A 22,752-nucleotide genomic window follows, 5' to 3' on the forward strand; every position below is an offset into this window, starting at 1 on the left:
GAGCCAAATAGGGCTTAGGGAGAGATTTGAGGGTCGGACCGCCGCGGCGAGTTGCCACACCCTTTTCCAACCCATATCCTCCTAAAAAGGGCCTGCCTGGGCAGACCGGTTCGTATGACGTTTTTAATACTAAAAATAAGTCGAGATCAGGTTGGTAGGTTTTCAACAACTTACATGCATTAGCCTGTGGGCTATGGTTGATTACCAAGCCCTTAAAAAATCTCAGATTCTCAAACTAAAAGCCTACAACCCTTCCTTCCACCGAGGGTACTCCTTCTCCAACAAAGGCCCAGCATAATTGCCCAGATAGCTATAGCCTACACGCCGCTCATATTCGATGTCTTGGAGCCGGCTTTTTTTGATACCATCACGGCCGACAAAAATTGGCTGCTGCGTCTCCAAATCATAAAATCGTGCCCATAGCGGTGATGCCCCAGGCTGATCTACCACTTTCAGGTCATAGCCCTTTGCCAAGCTGGCATCTTGTACCTTTTTGATAGCCGTATCCTCAATTTTATGATCTTCAAACCACGCTATGGCGCTTTCTACAGCGGTGACCACTTCAGGGCTTGGATTAGGAAACTGCATCAGGTAACGCACGATATTGACACTCTCCGATCCACTGAGGGAGGGAAGCTCATAGGCCCGGGCCTTAGCGGGAGCTAGGCTGACCTCATCATGCTGGGCACACCAGATGGTACGTTGGCCATCGACCTTTACCTGTGTCGCCAAGATGATTTCGAGGCCTTTATCGATAGCTTTTTTTGCAGCGATTCTCCTTTTGGCATCCACAAAACCATAGGGCGCACTTGCATCTCCCACCTCTCGGAGCAATCGCATCACACCGATCATGGCATTGTCGTTATAGGTGATATGCTGATAGTAACCCTTGCGGATAGGATAATACTGCGGCCAGCCACCATTTTCATACTGTGCTTCCAGGAGGTAGTCGATGCCTTCTAGAAAAGCTGTTTTGTATTTTTCCACTTGCGTAGCACGGTACACTTTCCCCAAATACGTTAGTTGCGAAATAGTCGCTCCATTATCAATGGTCGTGCCTTTATCTTTCTCCTCTAGCAGCTGCTCCTTTTCATTTTTGCTGAGCGGACTTGCCATGTCGATGTTTTTATACCAGCCACCATTTGCGTGCTGATAGAGCAGTACATTATTGGCAATTCTCTTGGCCTCATCAGTGCTATACCAAGCTTGGTCTTGTCGCTGGGCGGCTCGCCAGGACAAGGGCTTTTCACTTTGGGCCTTCGCCGCTGTGAAAACGGCCAGACAACAGGCCACAGTGATAAGGATGGTTTTCGATAAGTCTTTCATCATTTCAAGTAAGTTGGAGTTTCCCAGTCTTTTGGCTGCTGTGGTTGGGTATTGTCGAAGTAAATGCTATCGGTCAAGTCGCCTTTGGTCTGAGTGTAAATCTCACCGCCTGGCACATGAAAAACCGCGTCTTCAAAGACCACATTCCTCGTATCCAAAAACTTCATCAACGAATCCTGACTGGTGACCTCGACATGCTTAAATGTCAAATTTCTGGCATCATCGGCATTGAAAAACTTCTTGCTGTCTTTGACCAGTACGTTTTCCATGTGCAGGTTTTCCAAGGGCGATTCTGGAATCCCATTGATATTGACAAAGGTGGAAGCTGTCTCCACCAAGATATCCTTGATCGTGATGTCCTTAAACTTAGGTGTCAGTTCATTGACCGCTCTAAGTGGTTTTCTTTTGGCCAAGTCTCCCACATAAAGCTCTTGCCCGAGCATATCCCAGCGAAAAGCCGTCTGGCGAAGGTTCATCCTTAGCCTTTCATAATAGAGGTTCTGGCCTCCACCACCCCTTGGTCGACGGGTCTTGAAGCGGATGCCAACGCCTGTATTGTCAAAGACACAGTCGTGGATGTAGAGGTTGTTGATTGTTCCTGCCGTCTCACTGCCAATGGTGATCCCTCCGTGCCCCTCTTTTGCCAGGCAATAGCGCACTACCACATTCTCTGTCGGTTTGTTCACGCGGATACCGTCCTTGCCGCGCCCTGCTTTCATCGTGAAGCAATCATCGCCGTTATTTAACGTAGAATACTCGATCAGAACATTTCTGGAAGACTCTATGTCTATGCCATCACCACGGGGAATGCCCACGGAGTTGACCGTCACGCCACGGATGATCACCCCGTCACAGTACACGGGCACGATATTCCAAAATGCCGTCCGCTCCAAGGTCACGCCTTCGATATAGACATTCTTACAATCAGTAGGGGAAATGAACATGGGCAAGAAAATGGACTCACCATTGTAGCCTTCATAGACACGCTCTTCCACCGGCTTATCGATGGGCACAAATTTCTCCGTAACATCTTCGGTCATCATCTGCTCCTTCACAGGTCCTTCCTCAGGGCCATACAGCGTGCCCTTTCCGGTAATGGCGATATTTTCTTGCTGATAGGCATAAATGCAAGCACCCAGAGACATCACTTCCACCCCTTCATGCCGGGTAAATACGGCAGGCCTAAAATCCTCCAACTGACCACGAAAGTACAGCTCAGCACCTTCTTCCAAATGGAAATTGACATTGCTCTTCAGGCTAATTCGACCAGTCTTCCACTTTCCGGCAGGCACCACCACCTTACCACCACCTTGAGCACTGACCTCATCGATAGCTCCTTGGATGATGCTTGTCGCCAATTTCCCTTCTTCAGCACCTTGCTCGTGGATATCAATGGTCAACTCCGGAAAAACAGGTTTTTTGAACTCGGGCATGGCAAACGGAGCCTCCACAGGGGCGATTTCCTTGGGTAAGTTGGATGCTCCCACTTGATCTTTGGTCATCAAGCTATCAAGGGAAAAATAGGAAGGTGGTTCTTTACTGGCCTCTCCTGAGCAGCCTGCTAGCAACACGATCAGGAATAATAAAAAAGCCGTTTCCTTTAGGATCAGTTTCATGGTCATTTTTGAGTTATTGGGTGTCCTATGATCCATCAAATTAGGCATCATAAATTCCCCTGCCATCCTGCCGTATCCTGAATTATAATCTACAATCCCTTCCGCACACCCCTCGATCCCCTGATAGGGGAAGGACCAACGCTCGGTAACCAGCAAGCAGTAATCAGTGATCGGCGGGATGCTAAACTAACAGTTGCCTGTCGTTCGTGGACAGTGGACAACAAACCTTAAAACATTACAACCTTCCAACATTAAAACCTTAAGGCTTATAAGCTGAATTCATGAAAATTTTCTGTGCGTCTTTTTGGGCCATCAGCTTCACCAAACCGATATCCTTTTTTTCAGCATAGGCGTCCACGATGTTCCAACCGACCCATCTGCCCACTCTTCCTGGGGCATCCGGGCTGATCACATCGGTAAACGGCGCTTCACCCGTGTACTTCCTTACTTCAAAAGGATTGGTCTCATAAATGGCCTCCTGCTCAATCAGCTTTGTCCAGATAAAGTCTTCATTTTCATAACATGCCGCCAACTCTTCCGGTGTGTAGCCTATTATCTGCTCTTCTGGTGTACAGGGAAGTATCGCTTGGGTAAAATGGTAGGCTTTACCATAAAACATCATCTCTGCCAATAGCGAATTGTCTTCAAGGTCGGTAGCATTATACCTTGAGGAAATGGCCGTGACGATCATAGGCACCAAATGAGCTCTATTATACCGACTGGTCATGTACTCTGGAAGGTCCGGTGGCTGAAAGCGGTGATCAGAAGGCAGAAAATAATCCAAGCCTATAACGATCATCTCCCTATCCATGTACAAATCAGTCGTAAACCCACTCACAAAAGTGTATACCTTTGGCACCTCAAAATCAGGATAGTAATATTTAATATGCTTAAAAGCATTGAGCAAGTCCGTCTCAAGTTGGTCAATGGAAGGGTAGTTGGCACTGACTTCTTGATAAAGCTCCTGCATTAAAGTGTCTTTTGGAATACCATATAGGGTGTTGACCAAGTGTTCCTTACTGGGATATAGATCATCCCTCAGGTATACTTCAGAAAAATAAGGATGTTCTTCCAGTAAGTAGGCAATATCTACTTCGCTCTTTGCTTCAAACAGCGGTAACTCCAATCGCTCTATTGAAAGTGTTAAAGGGATATTGCTCACCTCTTCAGAGATACCACAATCTTGCTGTTCTTGCTTGCATGAACAAAACAGGCTCAAAATAAGCAGAAATATTCCCGAATTTCTTTTCATCTGATGTACTTTTGCAAAAATAGAGTAAACAATTTGCTGCACAAAAAGGCCTTGCCCATAGTAGCTTAGTGTAAACTTAAGCATGGCTTTTGCGGTTATCCAAAAGAAAAGGTAAATAAATTTTCATGGCAAAAGGAACGTACCATCCGTTTTTTTCAATCATCCGCTACCTATATGCAGGATGCGCACTATTGTTCTTCGTAGGATGTGGAGAGGATGGAGATACACCCGACTATGCCCAACTCAGCATGATGGAATTTATCCGACAGGATCCCAACTTTACCATCTTTGCTGACGCCTTGGAGTTAACAGGCCTGAACGAAACACTGGATGCTGAAGCTCCCTTCACCTTGCTCCTGCCCAGCGACCAAGCGCTGGAAGACGCGGGGATTAGCTCCGTAGACGAGCTCTCCGCTGAGGAATGGGAGCGCAAGCTAAACTACCATATCACCCAAGGATCGCTCAACAGTGACGTACTGCTGGGATCCGTTCAGGAAAGTCTCTTACCGGGGTACTACTGGCTTATCAATGAAGCTGACGGTGCACTAGAAATCAATGGTGCGACCAAAATGCTCTCTGGCGACCTCTTCCTCAAGAATGGTGTCATTCATATATTGACCGGCTTCTTGGAACCTCAGGCACTTAACGTCACATTCATGGCCCAAAACAAAGGCTTCAACACCTTCGTGAAAGGATTATTCCAGACCGAGATGGATCAGGTGATCGAAGACCGGGAAGGTACCTTTACCATTTTTGCGCCAACAGACGAGGCCTTTTCCTCCTACTTTCAGGCCAACGGAATTACTGAAGAAGATTGGCTGGCCTTTTCACGGCTGGATGAGTTTATGCAATACTTTATCTTGGACAAAACGTTGGACAGTACACAACTGATAACTGAGGCCCTTATCCCGCTATCGGGCGACACGCTATATATCAATAATCAGGAAGGAGAGATTTGGCTCAATGGAAATGCTTCCCTTCAAGAAAAAAACATCCAAGGAGGCAATGGGCTTATCCATGGCTTAGACCAAGTCATCACCGCCCCGAGCAATCGCTTGCGACGGTTGTTTCCGAAAACACGCAAGGAAATGGCTATGCCGAATTTAAGGCAGCGCTGATTTATGCCCAATTATTAAGCACTTTGGAAGAAAATGACCCCATGACCATATTTGCCCCGGACAACGAAGCCTTTAAAAACTGGTACGAGCAGCTGGGTGTGGCCGGATATTATGAAGTGGACGAAACCCTACTCCGCGAAACTTTGCTTCACCACATGGCAATTGGCCGACATTTTACACAAGGCTTTATCCATGGAGAATTGCTATCTACCCCATTACAAGATGCGACCATTGAGATAGATACTACTGCCCTCTCGGTAAATGGGGCATTACTGGATCCCAACTATAGCAATCAGTTGGGTACCAATGGCGTGCTTCATGGCGTGCAGGCGGTATTTGATCGGCCTTGAATTTAGTTAATACCCGCTCGTCAAAAGTGATGCTTGCTGTTGGGGGACAGTGCGTTCCAACAGCCGCTTGTTGATGATCTCAGTGAATATTTCAGCTCCTTTTGGATTGAGGTGTGTATTGTCCAAGAAGTAGTGGGGGTTGTCCTCAAGCAAATGCTCGTAATTCCAGAACCACACGTCTTCGTCTTTCTCGAATTGGCTCAGGAACTGTTCCCTTCTGGCCTTGATTTCCTCGGTAGCAGCTTCATTGTTCAGGTGGAATTTTGGAGGAGAAACAAAGATCACTTGGATTCCTCTTTCTTTGCAAGTAGCGACCATCTCTTTTAGCAACCGCTCATTTTTCTGGTAATAATCATCATGAATGGTATTTTGGTACACCAAGCGTTTAAAGAGTTCTCCGGATGCCTTAAGCTGGACAGTATCATATTCGAAACTCCTAAATAGATTGTTATACGTGGACACTTTATAAACAAAGCCACTTTCATTAAAACGCTCGATATTCTCCTCATCCTCCATATATGCGCAAAAAAGCTTAACGTAAAACTTAAAATTTGCTGTGAGCAAAAAGTTGTTCTTAATCTCCGAAGGGTAATTTTTTATTCCATAGTAAATATTGAACAAGTGGTTACTTTCCCATTTTTGGTCATTATCATTCTCCATATACCCTAGAGACAGATCAAAAAGGACATAGTTAAGTTTAGGCAAACTCGGGCCGTACTTATCAAAAAGCATCAGGTTGGTATTGATGGCACTGGCCTCATGGGCCAGCGAGGCAGTCGGAATCTCTAATTCCAAAGGGTCGATACCTCTCCACGTATAGGAAGGTCCCATGATGAGGGCTTCTATTTCATCCTTATGAGCCGTCAGATAATCGCTTTTTGCCTGATAAATATTGTCACGAAGGTAAATTTCCATCGGAAAGAAAATCAAACCCAAAGGAATAGCAAAAGCAATGATATTGAGCAAAAACCTATTCATAGCGATTAAAATTGAAAGTACAGAAAATCCTGAGGCTGGCCACCATAATAAAAAACCGCGAACAATAGCCCATAATAAACACCCCACCTAACCATTTTTGGTATTGGGCTTCCTGACAGTTCCAGGCCATGCTCTTTCTCCCGCTGCAACCACTCTATCACCAAAAGCAAACCTATTCCTGCCAAAGCCCTATTTTCGGGCAGGAGCGGCACAGCAAAAATGGACCAATCAATCATGGAGCCCAAATAGGAGAAACATTTGGAAAGTGGCTGGATAAAGAAAAACAGTGCCAATAACGTAAAAGACATAAATGTCTTTACCATAAGTCCAAATTCCCCTAGACTAGGCAATAACTTTCCCGCTGCCACAGGGGTTTTGAATTTCTTTCTTCCCAGAAAGATAAACTGCATAAACAACAGTGAATGCAGCAAGCCCCATGTCAAATAGGTCCATGCAGCTCCATGCCACAAACCGGTCACTAAAAATATTATAAGGATGTTTCTGGCTACTTGCCATTTTCTGAATCCTTTCAGACGCCTCACAATATAATCCCGAAACCAAGTAAAAAGAGATATATGCCACTTCTGCCACAACTCTGGAATGCTTCTGGCAAAAATCGGATAATCAAAATTCTTCATCAGGTTAAACCCAAACAGCCTCCCTGTACCAATAGCGATATCCGAATAACCAGAAAAATCACAGTAAAATTGGAATGAAAACATAACCAGGCACATCAATAAAGTACTCGCGCTATGGTCTTGATAGTTCATTGAAATCGTATAGGTATATACCGCCAGGTTATCCGCCACCACGATCTTCTTAAAAAGCCCCCAAAGGATCTGCCGCATGCCATCGGATGCCTTAGTATAATCGAATGTTCGCTTTTGCTGAAACTGGGGAAGAAGTTGGGTGGCACGCTCAATAGGACCGGCCACCAACTGTGGAAAAAAGCTCACATAGGCAAAAAACGCCAAAAAGTCTTTCGTTCCCTTCAGCTTCCGGTCATAGACATCAATGGTATAGCTCAATGTCTGCAATGTGTAAAAACTGATCCCCACCGGTAAGATGATCTGAAGCCGATCAGGGGATAGACTAAATCCGAAAAGTGTAAAAGCATCGACAAAACTGTCCAGAAAAAAATTGTAATACTTAAAAAATCCCAACATGCCCAAGTTTACCAAAAGACTAATGCCCAATAAGGCGTTTCTTTTGGACTTGGTCGAAGTGGTGTTTAGAAAAATCCCCACCACATAGTCTACAGCACTGCTGATGGCAATCAAAACCAAAAAACGCCAGTCCCACCAACCATAAAATACATAGCTCGCCACCAAAATAAGGGCATTCTGTAGCTTAAGGCTGTTCTTCAAAACAAACCAATACAGAACAAACACAATCGGTAAAAACAAGGCAAATTCTAACGAGGTTGTAAGCATAATGATAACCTACAATAGGCGTTATATAGTATAGTAATAGTTCCTTTTACCTTCCTTATAAAATCGTTTTTGAGCAAGATTCTCTTTTAAAAAAATCCATGAATGCTTTAAAACCATCCCAAGGCTTGGTTTTGTAAACTAACGAAATAAAAATTTTAAAATCAAATTATTGTATTTAAAAAACATTTTAATCGTTATAAACAACCTTTCTATTTCATAAGAGACCGAGTAATCTTCTCCAAATTATCAAACAATGTCACTAAACGCGATTTGGATGCCGTTTAGTTAGTGTGTATCGGGTAAGGTTGGTTCTATATATTTTTCACTGGGCAGTTATTATTCTTGCTAAATTCCAAGGAGGTTCTCATCCATGCAAGCCACTTAGCTGTTCGAGATTACAAAGTCATGGGCAATGAAGGACTTGTTCATCCACCCAAATTTCTCATAATACATTTTACTATTGGGAAACAATTGGGTCATTTCCTTTTCTGAAATCAGTCTTATTTCATCCAAATATTGCTGCGCTTCCTGATGGCCCCATTTTCTGAACCGGCTCATCTTCGTCTTGGTAAGTATGCTATGTCCAAGGGATTTGGGCAGGTACTGAAAAAAAGGCAGGGCATAATGAGGCTCTAGGAAAAAATACTTATTGGGTGTCTGTACAAAATGACGTTTTCCCACTCTCCTAATCTCTGCTGCCATTTTCTGTTGGTTTTCCCAGGTATACAGGTGCTCAATGACAGAATTCGAAAAAACCAGATCAATGGACTTGTCCCCATAAGCCGACAGGTCCGTAGCATCACCTGCCTTGCTGGTGATGTGCGGTGCACTGATGGGCACTTCGGACAGGTTAAGTAGGATCACCTCAATTTTGCCACTGTCGAGCAGTGACTGATCTTTCCAAAACTGTTGGGTTCCCCCCACATCCAGGATAGTGACCTTAGGCTGATCGACAAATTGCTTCAGGAATAAATCTTCAAAAAACTGGAACCGTGCTTTTCTAAATTTCATACCTAATGACTGGGGATGATTTGAAGCGGCAAGAAGGTTCTTAAGGTGATTGATCATGTTTCGAAATGTTTTTGCTCATCCAAAAATAGATTAACAGATAATTAATGCTGAATAAAAGATAATTTTTTGTAATTTTACGACACATTCTGTTAAAAAAAACAACTACTATTTTAAGAAAGCATTAGCAATTTTTTACAACGAAAAGAAATGGTATTTAAATTGCTGTAGCGTTGCAAAATTTTAGTGAAGTTAAAAATTTTTATGGCGAGACGGTTTTACAAATACTTTCCTTGGTTATTTCTCCTTGGTGATGTTTTGGTAATAGCACTTTCCCTGCTTCTGACAAACTACATTGTCAGCAAAATAGTGGTCATTAGTAACATGAACCCGTTGCTTTACGGTGCATATTTGCTCATATGGGTGATTTTAGCTGCCTTTCGCAAAGACTATAAAGTAGGGAGGACTACGGATTATTTCTTTACCCTTCAGAAGCTCTTTGGGACGATATTGTGGTTCTTTTCCATTATTTCTGTCCTGTGGATTGCTTTTCAGGCTTATCACTTGAGCAGGTTGTTCCTACTTATTGATGCGGCATCCATGACCTTGTTGCTCAGTCTGTACAGAGTGGGGGCGCACATCGCACTCAAGCAATACCGCTCTCATGGGGGAAACTATCGAAATGCAGTCATCATCGGAAAAGGCGGCACCAGCTTTAAACTGGCAAAAGTCTTCCAAACCAGAAGGGATTTTGGGATCAACTTCCTAGGCTACTATGACGAAATGAGCTCATGCGTGGAGACACGTGGAAATTTAACTGATTTTTTTGCTGAAGTAAAGAACATGGAGCTGGACCTTATCTATATCAACGAGCGCCTTGATCTGCCCACTATCAAGAAAATCGTCCACTATGCTGACGAACATTATATTAAAGTCAAAGTGATTCCGGGCGGGAGTCTACAATTGGAGAAAAAACTATCTTTCTCCAAGTATGGGGACTTCTTCGTCATCAATGTAAATGCCATCCCCTTGGACAACGCCGTCAACAGGGTGTGCAAGCGAGCCTTTGACATTTTATTTTCTTTGGTGGTTACCATCTTTATATTGAGTTGGATGATCCCTCTCGTTGGCTTTTTGATCAGACTGGAATCTCAAGGCCCCATCTTCTTCATCCAGCTTAGAAATGGGGAAAACAACCGCGTCTTTAAGTGCCTTAAGTTTCGGTCCATGACGCCAAATGATTATGCTGACACCCATCAAGCTACTAAAAACGATCCAAGGGTTACGCGCATAGGTAGATTTCTCCGTAGCTCTTCCTTGGACGAAATGCCGCAGTTTTTGAACGTACTGATCGGTGACATGTCTATCGTAGGCCCTCGTCCGCATACTGTCCCTATGAATGAGACATTCAAGACACAAATCGAAAAATACAATGCCCGTCACAAGATCAAACCCGGCATCACTGGGCTGGCACAAGTGAAAGGCTATCGTGGTGAAATCATTAAACCTTACCAAATTCGGTCACGAGTACGTCTGGATTATTTTTATATCCAAAACTGGACCTTGTGGATGGACTTAAAGATTGTTTTCAGAACCATCCATGAAATGGGGATGAACCGGGAAAATGTGTATTAAAATAACATGGACACCTCTCCTGATGTAACCTGCAAGCTTTGCGGAAACAATAATCGAAACAAAATCCATGAAGTCCGGGAAATGTTGTTTGGCACTCGTGACAAGTTTCGTTATTTGGAATGTGACACTTGTCATTCCATACAGATTTGTACGTTACCCGACAATCTGGGCACCTATTACCCTAGTGACTATTATTCATTGGGTGAAATTACCCTCTCCAGTTGGCAAATGTCTCATGACGGCCCCAAAATTCGTAAACCGGGTTTAAAAAGCCAAGGCAAATAGTAAAAGTAACACCAGCCAGACGATTTCTACAAAATACCAGTACAGAACAAATAGCTTTATCCTCATGCCCACGTAAGGGTTGTTTCTAAAAACAAGCTCCTTTATAGGATTGACCACCACTTGGTGGACTTCATAAATCATCATCAAAACAAAAATCACAGCACCCAGCAGATGGACAATATGGATGCCCGTAAGGACGTACAAGTAACTACCACTGGGAATCCCGGTAAACAAAAGATCCTGTCGATCCAGCTCTATCCATCCCCATACTTGAAAACCCACAAATACAATCCCAACGAGAAAAATCGACCAAAGTGCCTTCTTTAACAACAACGAAGCGTCGATTTTTAAATAATAATTTAGTCTTCTAACCCATATATTACCACTCAGAAGCAGCGCTGTACTTAGCCAAAACGGCCACGGAAGATGATGTGTCTTTAGTGTGTTATCTTGTATGAACGTCAGTAAAAATGCTACTGCTAAAAAAACAAAAACAATACTACTACCAATCATGCCCAAGTAAACCAACAGCTGGTAAGGATGAAGTTTTTCAGCTTTCGTGATCATGCTAGGTGCAGGGGCTTTTTTCATCTTCTCAGGATATTCAAGTGGTGAATTATACAGGCATTATTACAGCTACTCTTTGAGCGGAACACAAACGCCTGGCATCAATTAGGTCAACTTATTTTTTTATCGAATGGTTGCAGTTAAGGGCCTTTCTCTCCAATTTCTCCCAGCATTCTGTAAACCTACGTTCGGTCAAGGATTCGATATGAACCCGCAAAAGACATGGATAATCGCTAACATTATCCCAATTGGCCATTATAACTGCCGTTCCTATGTTACTTGACTTTATGGGTTTGACAATTTTTGGTGCTAAATACTTGAGTTCAATAATAAAATCGATATCAATGCGTCAATGCCATCGCAGCGACAGCGGAGTGAAGCAAGCTTTCGTTTGAACCCGGAATATGCATTAGCCTATCTGTTGCGACCTTAAACTGCTTCAAAATCAGCCGTTTCACTTTAGTTTTCGGCATTAGCGTAGCGGTGCTACGCTAATGCCTCCAAACTAACTGATTTTCTTGCAATTTCAGCTCTCACTACGATTCCTAATGCATAATCCGGGTTGAAGATGAGATTGCTTCGTCATACTTCCTCGCAAGGATGTAGAAAAAACGCCATAACGGATCATATCCAACGCCTTGCAGTGCAACTACTCCACAGGGACAGTTTTCAAATCGAACTCAAGTTAACTACCTTTGCCCAGAGGATGGCAGCCTTTGTGCGCCAGAATCTATCGCTTTTTTTTTAACTTGCAGACTGAAGGGAAAACCCTGTCATCTTCCTAAACAAGAACTATTTATTTTGGAAAAGAAAGCATTTCTCACCCTTTACGAGCAAGACTCCTATATCAAAACAGTGGCCAAGGCCGTTCAGGCTGCTGCTGGCAGCAATTTTGCTTTTAAGGGCATTTCAGGCAGCATGGACATGGTCCTATTGGCTGCCTTTATAAATCTCCGCAGCAGTAGCCACCTGATCATCGCGCACGACAAAGAAGAAGCCGCCTATCTGGCGAGTGACCTCAGTAGCCTCTTGGACAAGGTGGAGCCGCACGTGTTCCCATCTTCTTATAAGCGCCCCTATCAGCATGAAGAAGTAGACAATGCCAATGTATTGCTGCGCGCAGAAATCCTGAACAAAGTGCTCTCCAAGGAAAACGACATGGAGGTTATCGTGTCCTATCCAGAGGCACTTTGCGAAAAAGTCGTCAATAAAAAATCCCTCCAAGAAAACACCTTTACCGCTAAGGTAGGCGAGAAAGTGGATATGGAGTTTATTGCCGAACTGCTGAGCACTTATGACTTCGAAAAAACGGATTTTGTATACGAGCCTGGCCAATTTGCCATACGCGGGGGCATTCTCGATGTATTCTCCTTCGCCAATGAATCCCCTTACCGCATAGAGCTCTTTGGCAAAGAAATAGAGAGTATCAGGACTTTTGACACGGAGAGCCAACTATCCAAGGAAGAGCTCGACCACATCAGCATTATTCCCAATGTACAGACCAAACTGATGCAGGAGGTGCGGCAATCCTTCACGGACTTCATGCCAACAGAAACCTGTGTATGGATCAAGGATCTCCAGTTCACCATGGACATGCTGGACAATGCTTTCGAAAAAGCCAACCAGCATTTTGAAAAAATCGTCGATCAGACCGGCAGCAAGCACCTGGTGCTCAAACCGGAAAACCTTTTTGATGATGGTGCGGCATTCTTGCAGTCCCTTGATCCCTTGACCAAAATTGAATTTGGCAATCAGTATCATCTACCGACATCCCAGTCGTTCGATTTTGACATTAAACCCCAACCCTCATTCAACAAAAACTTTGACCTCTTGGTCGAAAACTTGGTGGACAACGAACGTAAGGGTTTACTGAACATTATTTGTTCGGAAAGTGAAAAGCAGGTGGAGCGGCTACAGAACATTTTTCAGGAGCTGGACCCTACACTAAAAGTCCAATCTCTGCCCGTAAGCATCAGAGAAGGTTTTATAGACCAATCGGTGATGATTGCTTGCTATACCGATCACCAGATTTTTGAGCGGTACCATCGGTACAAAAGCTCCAAAAAAGCCAGCAAGACCAAAGCACTCACGCTTAAGGAGCTCAAAACCCTTCAAGCGGGAGATTATGTCGTCCATGTGGATTACGGCGTGGGCAGATTTGCCGGACTCGAAAAGGTGGAAATCAACGGCAACTTCCAAGAAGCAGTACGATTGATCTTCAGGGACGACGATCTCCTCTATGTCAACATCCATTCACTGCACAAGATATCCAAATACGCTGGTCAAGAAAGCACCATGCCTACCATGTCTAAATTGGGCTCGCCCGAGTGGGACAACAAAAAGAAAAAGGTAAAGCGCAAAGTCAAGGACATTGCCAAAGACCTCATTGCACTATACGCTAAAAGAAGAAATGCCCATGGACACCAATATGCTCCTGACAGTGTCTTACAGGTGGAGCTGGAGAGCTCATTTATCTTTGAAGACACTCCAGATCAGGCAGTAGCTACCGGCGACGTGAAGATCGACATGGAAAAACCTTACCCGATGGACAGACTCGTCTGTGGAGATGTTGGTTTTGGCAAAACTGAGGTGGCCATCCGTGCAGCTTTCAAGGCCATTAACGACCGCAAGCAGGTCGCCGTGCTTGTGCCTACCACCATTCTGGCCATGCAGCATTATCGGACCTTCAAAGAACGCTTGGAAGGGTTTCCCGTTAAAGTGGACTATATCAACCGCTTCCGTACGACCAAGGAAGTCAAGGAAATCACCAAGCAGGTCACCTCTGGAGAAATTGATATCCTTGTCGGCACACACCGTATCGTGAATAAAGATATTCAGTTTAAAGATCTGGGACTGCTCATCATCGATGAGGAACAAAAATTTGGCGTAAAAGTAAAAGATCAGTTAAAAGAACTACGTGTCAATGTGGACGTACTTACCTTGACCGCAACGCCGATCCCCAGGACCTTGCACTTTTCGCTTATGGGAGCACGTGACCTTTCTGTGATCGCCACTCCTCCGCCTAATAGGCAGCCAGTAACAACGGAAATCCACACGTTTGAGGAAGAAGTCATCCGTGATGCAGTTGCCAGAGAGCTTCAGCGAGGCGGGCAGGTGTTCTTCGTCCATAACAGGGTCGGAGAGATTGACTCCATCGCTAATCTCATCATGCGCTTGGTGCCAGATGCCAAAGTGGCCGGAGCACATGGACAGATGGATGGCAAACAACTCGAAAAAGTAATGGTGAGGTTTATCGAAGGAGAATTTGACGTACTGGTATCTACCAATATCATCGAGTCCGGACTCGACATTCCCAATGCCAACACCATTATCATCAACAGGGCGCACATGTTTGGCCTCAGTGATCTCCACCAAATGCGTGGAAGAGTCGGAAGGAGTAACAAGAAAGCCTACTGTTACCTCTTGACTTCTCCGATGTCCGGTCTTTCTGCGGAAGCAAGGAAGCGGCTCCAGACCTTGGAAGAGTTTTCCGATTTGGGCGACGGCTTCAAGGTAGCCATGAGAGACCTGGATATCCGTGGAGCGGGAAATCTCCTTGGCGCCGAGCAGAGTGGTTTTATCACGGATCTGGGTTTTGAAATGTACCACAAAATCCTAGATGAAGCGGTCCAAGAACTCAAAGAAAATGAGTTTGCCAGCCTTTTTGAAGTGGACTTGAAAGAGAAAGTAAAAGTATTGGTGCAGGATTGTGTGATCGAAACAGACATGGAATTATTGATCCCCGAAGACTACGTCTCCAATATATCAGAGCGGCTTAATCTCTATTCAAAATTGGACAATATCAAAACAGAAGAAGAATTGGAGAAGTTTGCCCATTCGGTATTAGATCGCTTTGGCCCCATTCCCGAAGTGGTAAAGGACCTGTTCGAAACAGTCCGTTTACGCTGGTTTGCGGAACGCTTGGGCTTCGAAAAGCTTATATTGAAGAACGATCAGATGAAATGCTACTTTGTACCAAGCACTAGGGAAAGCTACTTTAAATCCGATGTTTTTGGAAAAATCATCCAATTTATACAAAGTCATGGCAAGTACTGTAAAATAAAAGAACATAAAAATCGTTTAATTCTTACCATTGGTGGCATAAAATCCGTAGATAAAGCCAAGCAATGGCTCAGCGAAATGAGCACTTAAAATTTGTTTTTATCTTTTCAATTCCCTTATTTGTTACGCTCTTTGGAGTTTTCATTTATGGTGCTTAATGCGAGTTTAATAAAATGAACGTAAAGTAAAAATATTGTGATATGTTATTATTGATCATATATTAGCAGTATTATTTAGCGAGGAAAAAACCAACTTTCACATGGTGAAAAGCAACAAAAATATGAATTATGTTTTTGCAGCATTTTTAATGCTGTCAATGACATTTATGGCCTCATGTTCGAAGAACAACGGCCCCACCTACGGAAGAAGAACCGCAGGTAGCCCCGGAAAGATCAGTGCAGCGACTGGTGCAGATTTTAATTTTGACCAAGAAGACACCACTCAGTTTACAGTAGTCAAATTAAAAGATCCCGTAGTGGGTCCCAAACTGAAATATATTCAGGGTGGTCGTGCCGTTCTGGGCACCCAAGAACAAGACGTCATGGCTTTTCGTGACAATGCAGAAAGAACGGTAACCATCGCTTCTTTTTACATGGACGAAACTGAAGTGACCAACTTGGACTATAAGGAGTTTCTGTTTAACATGAGAAGCCGGACCAGTGCTGACTCCGTGAAGCGCCTGGAGCCAAGAGAAGACGTATGGACAGAATCACTCTCCTACAATGACGTTTACTCGACCTATTACTTTAGGCACCCTGGATTTAATTTCTACCCTGTAGCCGGTGTCACTTGGGAACAAGCCAATGCCTACTGTGATTGGAGAACCATATACGTCAACGAGATTTATCGTGAGAAAGAAGGGCTCGACTCTACTATGAGCAAAAACCTGCTCATCGAACGTGGAGTGGTACTGCCAAGCTACCGCCTGCCTAATGAAGCAGAGTGGGAATATGCCGCCAAGGCCATGATCGGCACCCAATACTTGGACGAAAACCAAGAAAACGGCCGAATTTACCCATGGGATGGTCGTGGAGTGAGAAATCCCTATGATGTAAAGCGAAAAGGCCGTCAAGGTGACATGCTCGCCAACTTCAAAAGGGGACGTGGTGATTATGCGGGTATTGCAGGAGGCGTTTCCAATGACGGAGACATCATTCCTGCCAACGTATACGAATATCCACCCAATGACTTTGGCCTTTATAATATGTCAGGAAATATGAACGAATGGGTAGAAGACGTCTATAGACCTCTTTCTTACCAAGACTTCGAAGACTTGAACCCCCTCAGAAGAGACGGCACCAATGATAATGAAGAAGCTTACCGTACTACTTTGATCGACGACAACTATCGTGTGTATAAAGGTGGAAGCTGGAGAGATGTTGCCTATTGGCTGTCTCCAGGGACCCGACGGTTTATGCACCAAGATTCTGCCACGAACCACATAGGCTTTAGATGTGCCATGATTTCGGTTGGTGCTGACGATATGTAAAGTAATAATTAACTGATCAAAAGGGTTGTTTCTCCTATGGAGACAACCCTTTTTTTATGGATTTTTGCCGCTCATCAATTTTACTTTTGGGCTGTTTCTAAACAGTAAGCCATGCTGTACTTTTTTTTGTAATTTGCCGGCATAAACCATAAGAATATGAACCTAAATTTTCGAAACCCAAGTCGCTTTATGTGCTTATTGGGCTTGGCCTTTCTATTTGGAACTGCCACGGCCCAAGAAAAAACCGGGTACAAAACCCCGCCCCAGGCTATTCAGGAACTGGTAAATGCCCCCGTGACCCCATCTGTATACTTCAGTAAACAGGGGGACGTCATGTTGATACTGGAAAGACCTGGATACAAGACCCTCAAAGAGGTGTCACAACCAGAACTGCGGATCGGAGGCATCCGCATCAACCCCAAGACCAACGGCCCAAGCCGCTCCTCTTCCTACAGCGGCATCAAGGTAAAAGAGGTCAAATCAGGCCAAGAAACAGCTATTTCGGGTTTGCCCGACAATCCTAAGATTAGCGGGCTTAGCTGGTCTGACGATGAGCAGTATTTGGCCTTTGGCTTAGTGGAAGATGATGGTATCAGCCTATGGGTCGCTGACCTATCCACCAAAACCGCCAAGCAAATAACCGATAATATTGTCAATGATGCCTATGGCACCGCTTTTACTTGGTTACCGGACAATTCGCTTTTGGTGAAGACTATCAATCCGGCCCGTGGGACTATGCCCGAAAAACCACAGGTTCCCTCGAGCCCAATCATCCAATCAACTTCCGGAAATGCCGCACCAAGTAGAACGTACCAAGACCTTCTTGAAAACGAATACGATGAGCAGCTTTTTGCCTATTTCATGGACACTCAGTTGATGATCGTCGATTTGGACGGAAGCACCAAGCCACTAGGAAACCCGGCCATGATCAAATCCATGGACATTTCGCCTGATGGACAATATGTTCTCGTAGAAGCGATTCAACGCCCTTTCTCTTATTTGGTCCCTGCTTACAGATTTCCCTACAATGTAGAAGCTTGGCCTATAGACGGCTCAGAGAAGATTACGATAGCAGAAATCCCACTGGATGAGGTAAGACCTACAGGGTTCGATGCGACAGTGACCGGCCCTAGGTCCGTAAACTGGCGAAACGATGTACCTGCTACCCTCTATTGGGCAGAGGCCCAAGATGGAGGCGATCCAAGAGTAGACATTAAGGAACGCGACATTGTGTACACACTCGAAGCTCCTTTTACAGGTGAAAAACTAAAACTGACTTCCACTAGTTTAAGGTACTCAAGTATTGACTGGTCTGATAAAGAATTTGCAGTACTCAATGAACGGTGGTTTGACACACGTCAGGAAAAACGCTCCCTTATCAATCCTTCCCGTCCAGGTGAGCAGAAAAAAACATTTATCGAAAGAAGCTACTCGGACATCTATAACGATCCAGGAGATCCGGTAATGACGACGAATGAACTGGGAGAATATGTACTTCTCAGAAATGGGAGCCGACTCTTTATGACCAGTGAAGGTGGTTCTCCCGAAGGGAGCATGCCTTTCCTCAGCACCTACGATGTGAGCTCAGGAGAACAGGAGATTATCTGGAGATGCCAAGCTCCTTACTACGAGCAAGTCGTAAAAGTACTGGATGACAAGGGACACAGCTTCATCACCAGAAAGCAAAGTACCGACATCCAGCCCAATTACTGGTTGGTCAACACAAAAAGACGAATCGCTCCCATTCAGTTGACGACATTCGAAGATCCCTATCCATCTCTTAAAGGAATACAAAAAGAACTGGTCACTTACACCAGAAATGATGGGCTTAACCTGTCTGCTACCATCTACACCCCGGCAGGGTATGACCCTGAAAAAGACGGTAGCCTACCTGTCCTGATGTGGGCCTACCCTAGGGAATATAAGTCCAAAGAAGTAGCCGCTCAGGTAAGAGGATCCAAATATGAGTTTACCAGGCTATATTGGGGTACTCCGCTCTATTGGATCACCCAAGGGTATGCCATTATGGACCGGACCGAAATGCCCATTGTCGGTGAAGGAGATCAGGAACCCAACGACTTCTTTATCGAACAACTGGTAGCAAATGCTGAAGCAGCTATAGACTATATCGTGGACCGCGGCATTGGTGACAGGGATAGAATAGCAGTAGGAGGCCATTCTTACGGGGCTTTTATGACAGCCAATTTACTTTCCCACAGTAACCTATACGCCGCAGGTATCGCCAGAAGTGGTGCCTATAACCGTACACTTACACCATTTGGGTTTCAATACGAGCAACGTACTTATTGGGAAGCTCCTGAAGTCTATTATAATATGTCTCCATTCATGCATGCGGACAAGGTAAAAACCCCCATCTTGCTGATCCATGGAGAAGCCGACAATAATTCCGGTACATTCCCCATCCAGTCAGAGCGATATTACAATGCTTTGAAAGGACATGGCGCCACGGCCAGATTAGTATTCTTGCCTAATGAAAGCCACGGCTATGCGGCACAAGAGTCTATCATGCACACCTTGTACGAAATGAACGAATGGCTAGACAAATGGGTAAAGAACAAAGGTGAGTAAGCGATGAGCAGCCATCCCAGGATCACAAATAAAATATAATCAAAAATCCCGCATAGTGGTATATGCGGGATTTTTTTGTAATTTATCAGTGACGTTTACTGAATAAACACCAAACAAAGACCTTCAAAACATATTTTACCTTTATTTTTGCAAGTAACACTACACCTAACCTATCAATATGAAGAAACACCTACTGCTGTTTTTTTTCTCCCTGGCCCTTTCGTCATCCGTGGTCGCCCAAAGCTGGAAAAGAACAAGCAGCTGGGGAAATGAGCTGACGGATATCCACTGGGTCAATGAGGATGTAGCCTTTGCTTCTGGAGACCGTATCATGCTTAAATCCATCGATGGTGGCAGTAGTTGGAGCGAAATGCCGGTACCCACGGAAGCACGATTGCTAAGTGTGGATTTCTTCGATCATCAAAACGGCGCTATGGCGGGAGAAGGGGGCACTCTTTTGACCACCCATAATGGTGGCCTGTCTTGGCAAACACTCGACCTAGGTATTTCGGAGGATTTGCTGACAGTATATTATCACTCAGCAGCAAGCATGTGGATAACAGGTACCTCGGGTACCTTACGCTACTCCGCTGATAACGGAAGCACCTGGACATCCATTGACCTAGCCACTTCTGCAGACATCAACTCCCTGTATTTTACCAACCAAAGCACAGGCTATCTGACCACCTCAACAGGTGAGATCCAAAAAACTACAGATGGGGGGCAATCTTGGCAACCCCTCTCCGCCCCAGTTAGCACTTCCCTTAACAGCCTCTATTTTACCAACGACACGACAGGCTATGCCGTGGGCAACGGCGGCGTGATCCTCAAGACAATAGACGCAGGTACTGAATGGACATCTCTGCAAAGCGGCACCAACTACCACTACCGGCGAGTGGCCTTTAACCGTAACGACCCAGACATTGGAGCCATTGTAGGAGAACAAGGAACAGTGCTCTATACCGACAATGCCGGTCTTACTTTTTCTGTTCGAAATAGCCGGACCACTGAACGGATCAACGGCCTGGACTATAAACAAAGTACCAACACGGTCATTGCTGTTGCAGGAGCGGGTACTATCTTAAGCTCAACCAACTCTGGCAGCTCTTGGACTGCGCTCTTTTCCGGCACACCAAAAGACTTTCATTCCACCGATTTTGTATCAGATACTCGTGGATACATTGCGGGTAAGGAAGCCGTCATTCTACGCACGACCAACGGTGGCAGTTCTTATGCTGACTTTTCACGGCCATTAGCGGTTGATTTTAATGCTATTGCCTTCCAGTCAAATGCATTTGGGTATGTAGTGGGTGATGACGGAACAGTATTGAATACCACCAATTCGGGAAGCGCCTGGACAGCTCTTAACCCTGCCACTGACAAAGACCTTTATGGGCTTCATTTTTTTGATGTCAACGAAGGGTACATCGTAGGACAGGATGGATTCATTGCCAAAACCGAAAACCGCGGGGTCAACTGGTCCATTATCAATCTTGGGAACCAAGCCTATGACGCCTATGCCATAGGTTTCTTTGAAAATGGGATTGGTCTTATCATTGGTGAAGAAGGCCTTCTTCTTAGAAATACTGGACAAGATAATTGGGAAAAGGTCCCTCTGGGCACTTCTGAAAACCTTAATGGCCTAACCGCCATAAATGATTCCACAGCTATGATAGTGGGCGATAACGGCAAAGCCTTCCTTTCCAATGACTATGGAGCCAGTTGGATTGCTATAAATACAGAGGCAAACCACCATCTACAAGACGTAGCTTTTCTGGATGACAAAACGGGCTTTGTCGTGGGGAACAAAGGATTGCTTCTAAAAACCACCGACCAAGGGGGCACTTGGGAACTAGTGGATACCCAAACCTTTCAGGATTTCCATTCCCTAAGCTTTGGACATGCGACGACAGGCTATGCTGTCGGTGATTTTGGAATGGTGTATCAGTACAGCTGCGAAATCCCAAAGTCAACAGGCCTCATCGAAGGGCAGGACAACATCTGTCTCAGCCAGCAAATCTACACCCTATCGCATGAAGACGGCAATGAACTTACTTATGAATGGCGCATAGATGGAGGCGAAATACTCGAAGGTCAAGGTACTGACAGGATCGTGGTCCAGTGGCAGAATACCGGAAGAAATGCCGTCTTGGTCAAAAGCCAAAATATCTGCGGTGATGGCCCCACCGAAGCACTGGAAGTCACCGTGTCCACCTCTCCAACCCAAATAGAAGAAATCATCGGAAATGGTGTCGCCTGCTTAGAAGCCAGCGCAGCTTATGAAGTAGACTCCATTCCTGGCATGGAGTACATTTGGGAAGCAAGCAATGGCCGTATCGAATCAGGTCAAGGTTCCGCTCATGTTTCCGTATCCTGGCAGGCCACCGGTGCACAAACGATCACATCCACTCCTAGAAATGCCTGTGGAGAAGGTACTGCCACCGCAAAAGCCATCAATGTCATCCAAGCACCTGCCCAGCCTGATGCCATCACCGGCTTGGTTCAAGTCGGGCTGGAAGAACAACCTTATGAAGTCACCCCAGTGGATGGGGTCAACTATCAATGGAGGACTGATGGAGGAACCATCCTCTCCGGTCAGGGTACCCACGCAGTGGTGATCAACTGGGAACACGAAGGAGATTTTCCGCTGGAAGTCATTCCTACCAATGCATGCAATGAGGGCCAAAGCCAACTGCTCAATATCAATGTGAACCTCATCACAGGAATAGCTGATGAACCCGAAAAACCGGAAATAAAAATCTACCCTAATCCTTCCAGTGGAAATATCCACATCAATGTCAAAGGCGTAGGAAATATCCGTGCGATAAGGGTCATCGACCCACTGGGTAGATATCTACGAAAAATAGCTACTGAAGACGGAATATTCGATTTTGATATACAAAACTTACCCACTGGTATTTGGCTAGTTGAGGTGGAAACTAGCGCTGGAAAGACAGTGGATAAAGTGTGGATAAAGTAATGCCTTTTTTGTTGATTTTATAAAAATGGCCTTCCTGATTCGGTAGTCCCCAGGAAGGCCATTT

14 protein-coding genes are annotated in these 22,752 nt (G+C 44.9%); 7 read left to right on the forward strand and 7 right to left on the reverse strand.

Translation table 11 applies throughout. The annotated features are described in order from the left end of the window. Nucleotides 1–243: 243 nt before the first annotated feature. The 3 genes from pelA to gldB all read right to left on the reverse strand — a co-directional run bounded on the left by pelA (nucleotide 244) and on the right by gldB (nucleotide 4,194). Complete coding sequence (gene pelA, locus DN752_RS12105; RefSeq protein WP_245949522.1) at nucleotides 244–1,329, reverse strand: pectate lyase; 1,086 nt, start codon at nucleotides 1,327–1,329, stop codon at nucleotides 244–246. Then, nucleotides 1,326–2,942: a glycoside hydrolase family 28 protein gene (locus DN752_RS12110; protein ID WP_112786525.1), complete on the reverse strand. Its 1,617-nt coding sequence runs from the start codon at nucleotides 2,940–2,942 to the stop codon at nucleotides 1,326–1,328. The genes pelA and DN752_RS12110 overlap by 4 nt, the downstream gene beginning before the upstream one ends. 259 nt (nucleotides 2,943–3,201) lie before the next feature. Further along, nucleotides 3,202–4,194, reverse strand: coding sequence for a gliding motility lipoprotein GldB (gldB, locus tag DN752_RS12115; protein ID WP_112786526.1), 993 nt, complete (start codon nucleotides 4,192–4,194; stop codon nucleotides 3,202–3,204). 125 nt (nucleotides 4,195–4,319) lie between these two features. Here gldB and DN752_RS12120 point away from each other — a divergent pair, with 125 nt between their 5' ends. After that, on the forward strand, nucleotides 4,320–5,312 hold the full coding sequence (locus DN752_RS12120; protein WP_112784186.1) for a fasciclin domain-containing protein: 993 nt from the start codon (nucleotides 4,320–4,322) through the stop codon (nucleotides 5,310–5,312). Nucleotides 5,313–5,335: 23 nt separating this feature from the next. After that, nucleotides 5,336–5,662, forward strand: a complete 327-nt coding sequence (locus DN752_RS24690) for a fasciclin domain-containing protein (RefSeq protein ID WP_211324288.1) — start codon at nucleotides 5,336–5,338, stop codon at nucleotides 5,660–5,662. 6 nt (nucleotides 5,663–5,668) lie between these two features. Here the strand turns inward: DN752_RS24690 and DN752_RS12130 are convergent, their stop codons facing one another. The 3 genes from DN752_RS12130 to DN752_RS12140 all read right to left on the reverse strand — a co-directional run bounded on the left by DN752_RS12130 (nucleotide 5,669) and on the right by DN752_RS12140 (nucleotide 9,141). Beyond that, complete coding sequence (locus DN752_RS12130) at nucleotides 5,669–6,640, reverse strand: hypothetical protein (protein ID WP_112784188.1); 972 nt, start codon at nucleotides 6,638–6,640, stop codon at nucleotides 5,669–5,671. Between the two features lie 5 nt (nucleotides 6,641–6,645). Continuing rightward, the gene (locus DN752_RS12135) at nucleotides 6,646–8,073 is read right to left on the reverse strand and encodes an MBOAT family O-acyltransferase (protein WP_112784189.1); all 1,428 of its coding nucleotides are present in this window, start codon (nucleotides 8,071–8,073) and stop codon (nucleotides 6,646–6,648) included. 381 nt (nucleotides 8,074–8,454) lie between these two features. Further along, nucleotides 8,455–9,141, reverse strand: coding sequence for a methyltransferase domain-containing protein (locus tag DN752_RS12140; protein WP_112784190.1), 687 nt, complete (start codon nucleotides 9,139–9,141; stop codon nucleotides 8,455–8,457). 204 nt (nucleotides 9,142–9,345) lie between these two features. On the opposite strand from DN752_RS12140, the gene DN752_RS12145 reads away from it, so the two are divergent. Beyond that, on the forward strand, nucleotides 9,346–10,716 hold the full coding sequence (locus tag DN752_RS12145) for an exopolysaccharide biosynthesis polyprenyl glycosylphosphotransferase (protein ID WP_112784191.1): 1,371 nt from the start codon (nucleotides 9,346–9,348) through the stop codon (nucleotides 10,714–10,716). A 264-nt stretch (nucleotides 10,717–10,980) separates the two neighbouring features. Here the strand turns inward: DN752_RS12145 and DN752_RS12150 are convergent, their stop codons facing one another. Next, on the reverse strand, nucleotides 10,981–11,568 hold the full coding sequence (locus DN752_RS12150; RefSeq protein WP_162633204.1) for a cytochrome c oxidase subunit 3: 588 nt from the start codon (nucleotides 11,566–11,568) through the stop codon (nucleotides 10,981–10,983). An 801-nt stretch (nucleotides 11,569–12,369) separates the two neighbouring features. Between DN752_RS12150 and mfd the strand changes: the two genes are divergently transcribed. The 4 genes from mfd to DN752_RS12170 all read left to right on the forward strand — a co-directional run bounded on the left by mfd (nucleotide 12,370) and on the right by DN752_RS12170 (nucleotide 22,688). Then, nucleotides 12,370–15,720 carry a transcription-repair coupling factor gene (mfd, locus tag DN752_RS12155; RefSeq protein ID WP_112784193.1) on the forward strand — a complete coding sequence of 1,117 codons (3,351 nt, stop codon included), beginning with the start codon at nucleotides 12,370–12,372 and terminating at the stop codon, nucleotides 15,718–15,720. A gap of 169 nt (nucleotides 15,721–15,889) precedes the next feature. Next, nucleotides 15,890–17,119: a gliding motility lipoprotein GldJ gene (gldJ, locus tag DN752_RS12160; protein ID WP_112784194.1), complete on the forward strand. Its 1,230-nt coding sequence runs from the start codon at nucleotides 15,890–15,892 to the stop codon at nucleotides 17,117–17,119. Between the two features lie 156 nt (nucleotides 17,120–17,275). Next, entirely contained in the window at nucleotides 17,276–19,708 is a 2,433-nt protein-coding gene (locus DN752_RS12165; protein WP_112784195.1) for a S9 family peptidase, read from the forward strand. Nucleotides 19,709–19,886: 178 nt separating this feature from the next. Then, complete coding sequence (locus tag DN752_RS12170) at nucleotides 19,887–22,688, forward strand: YCF48-related protein (RefSeq protein WP_112784196.1); 2,802 nt, start codon at nucleotides 19,887–19,889, stop codon at nucleotides 22,686–22,688. Nucleotides 22,689–22,752 lie beyond the last annotated feature (64 nt).

The sequence above is a fragment of the Echinicola strongylocentroti genome, assembly GCF_003260975.1.
GTDB classification, from domain to species: domain Bacteria; phylum Bacteroidota; class Bacteroidia; order Cytophagales; family Cyclobacteriaceae; genus Echinicola; species Echinicola strongylocentroti.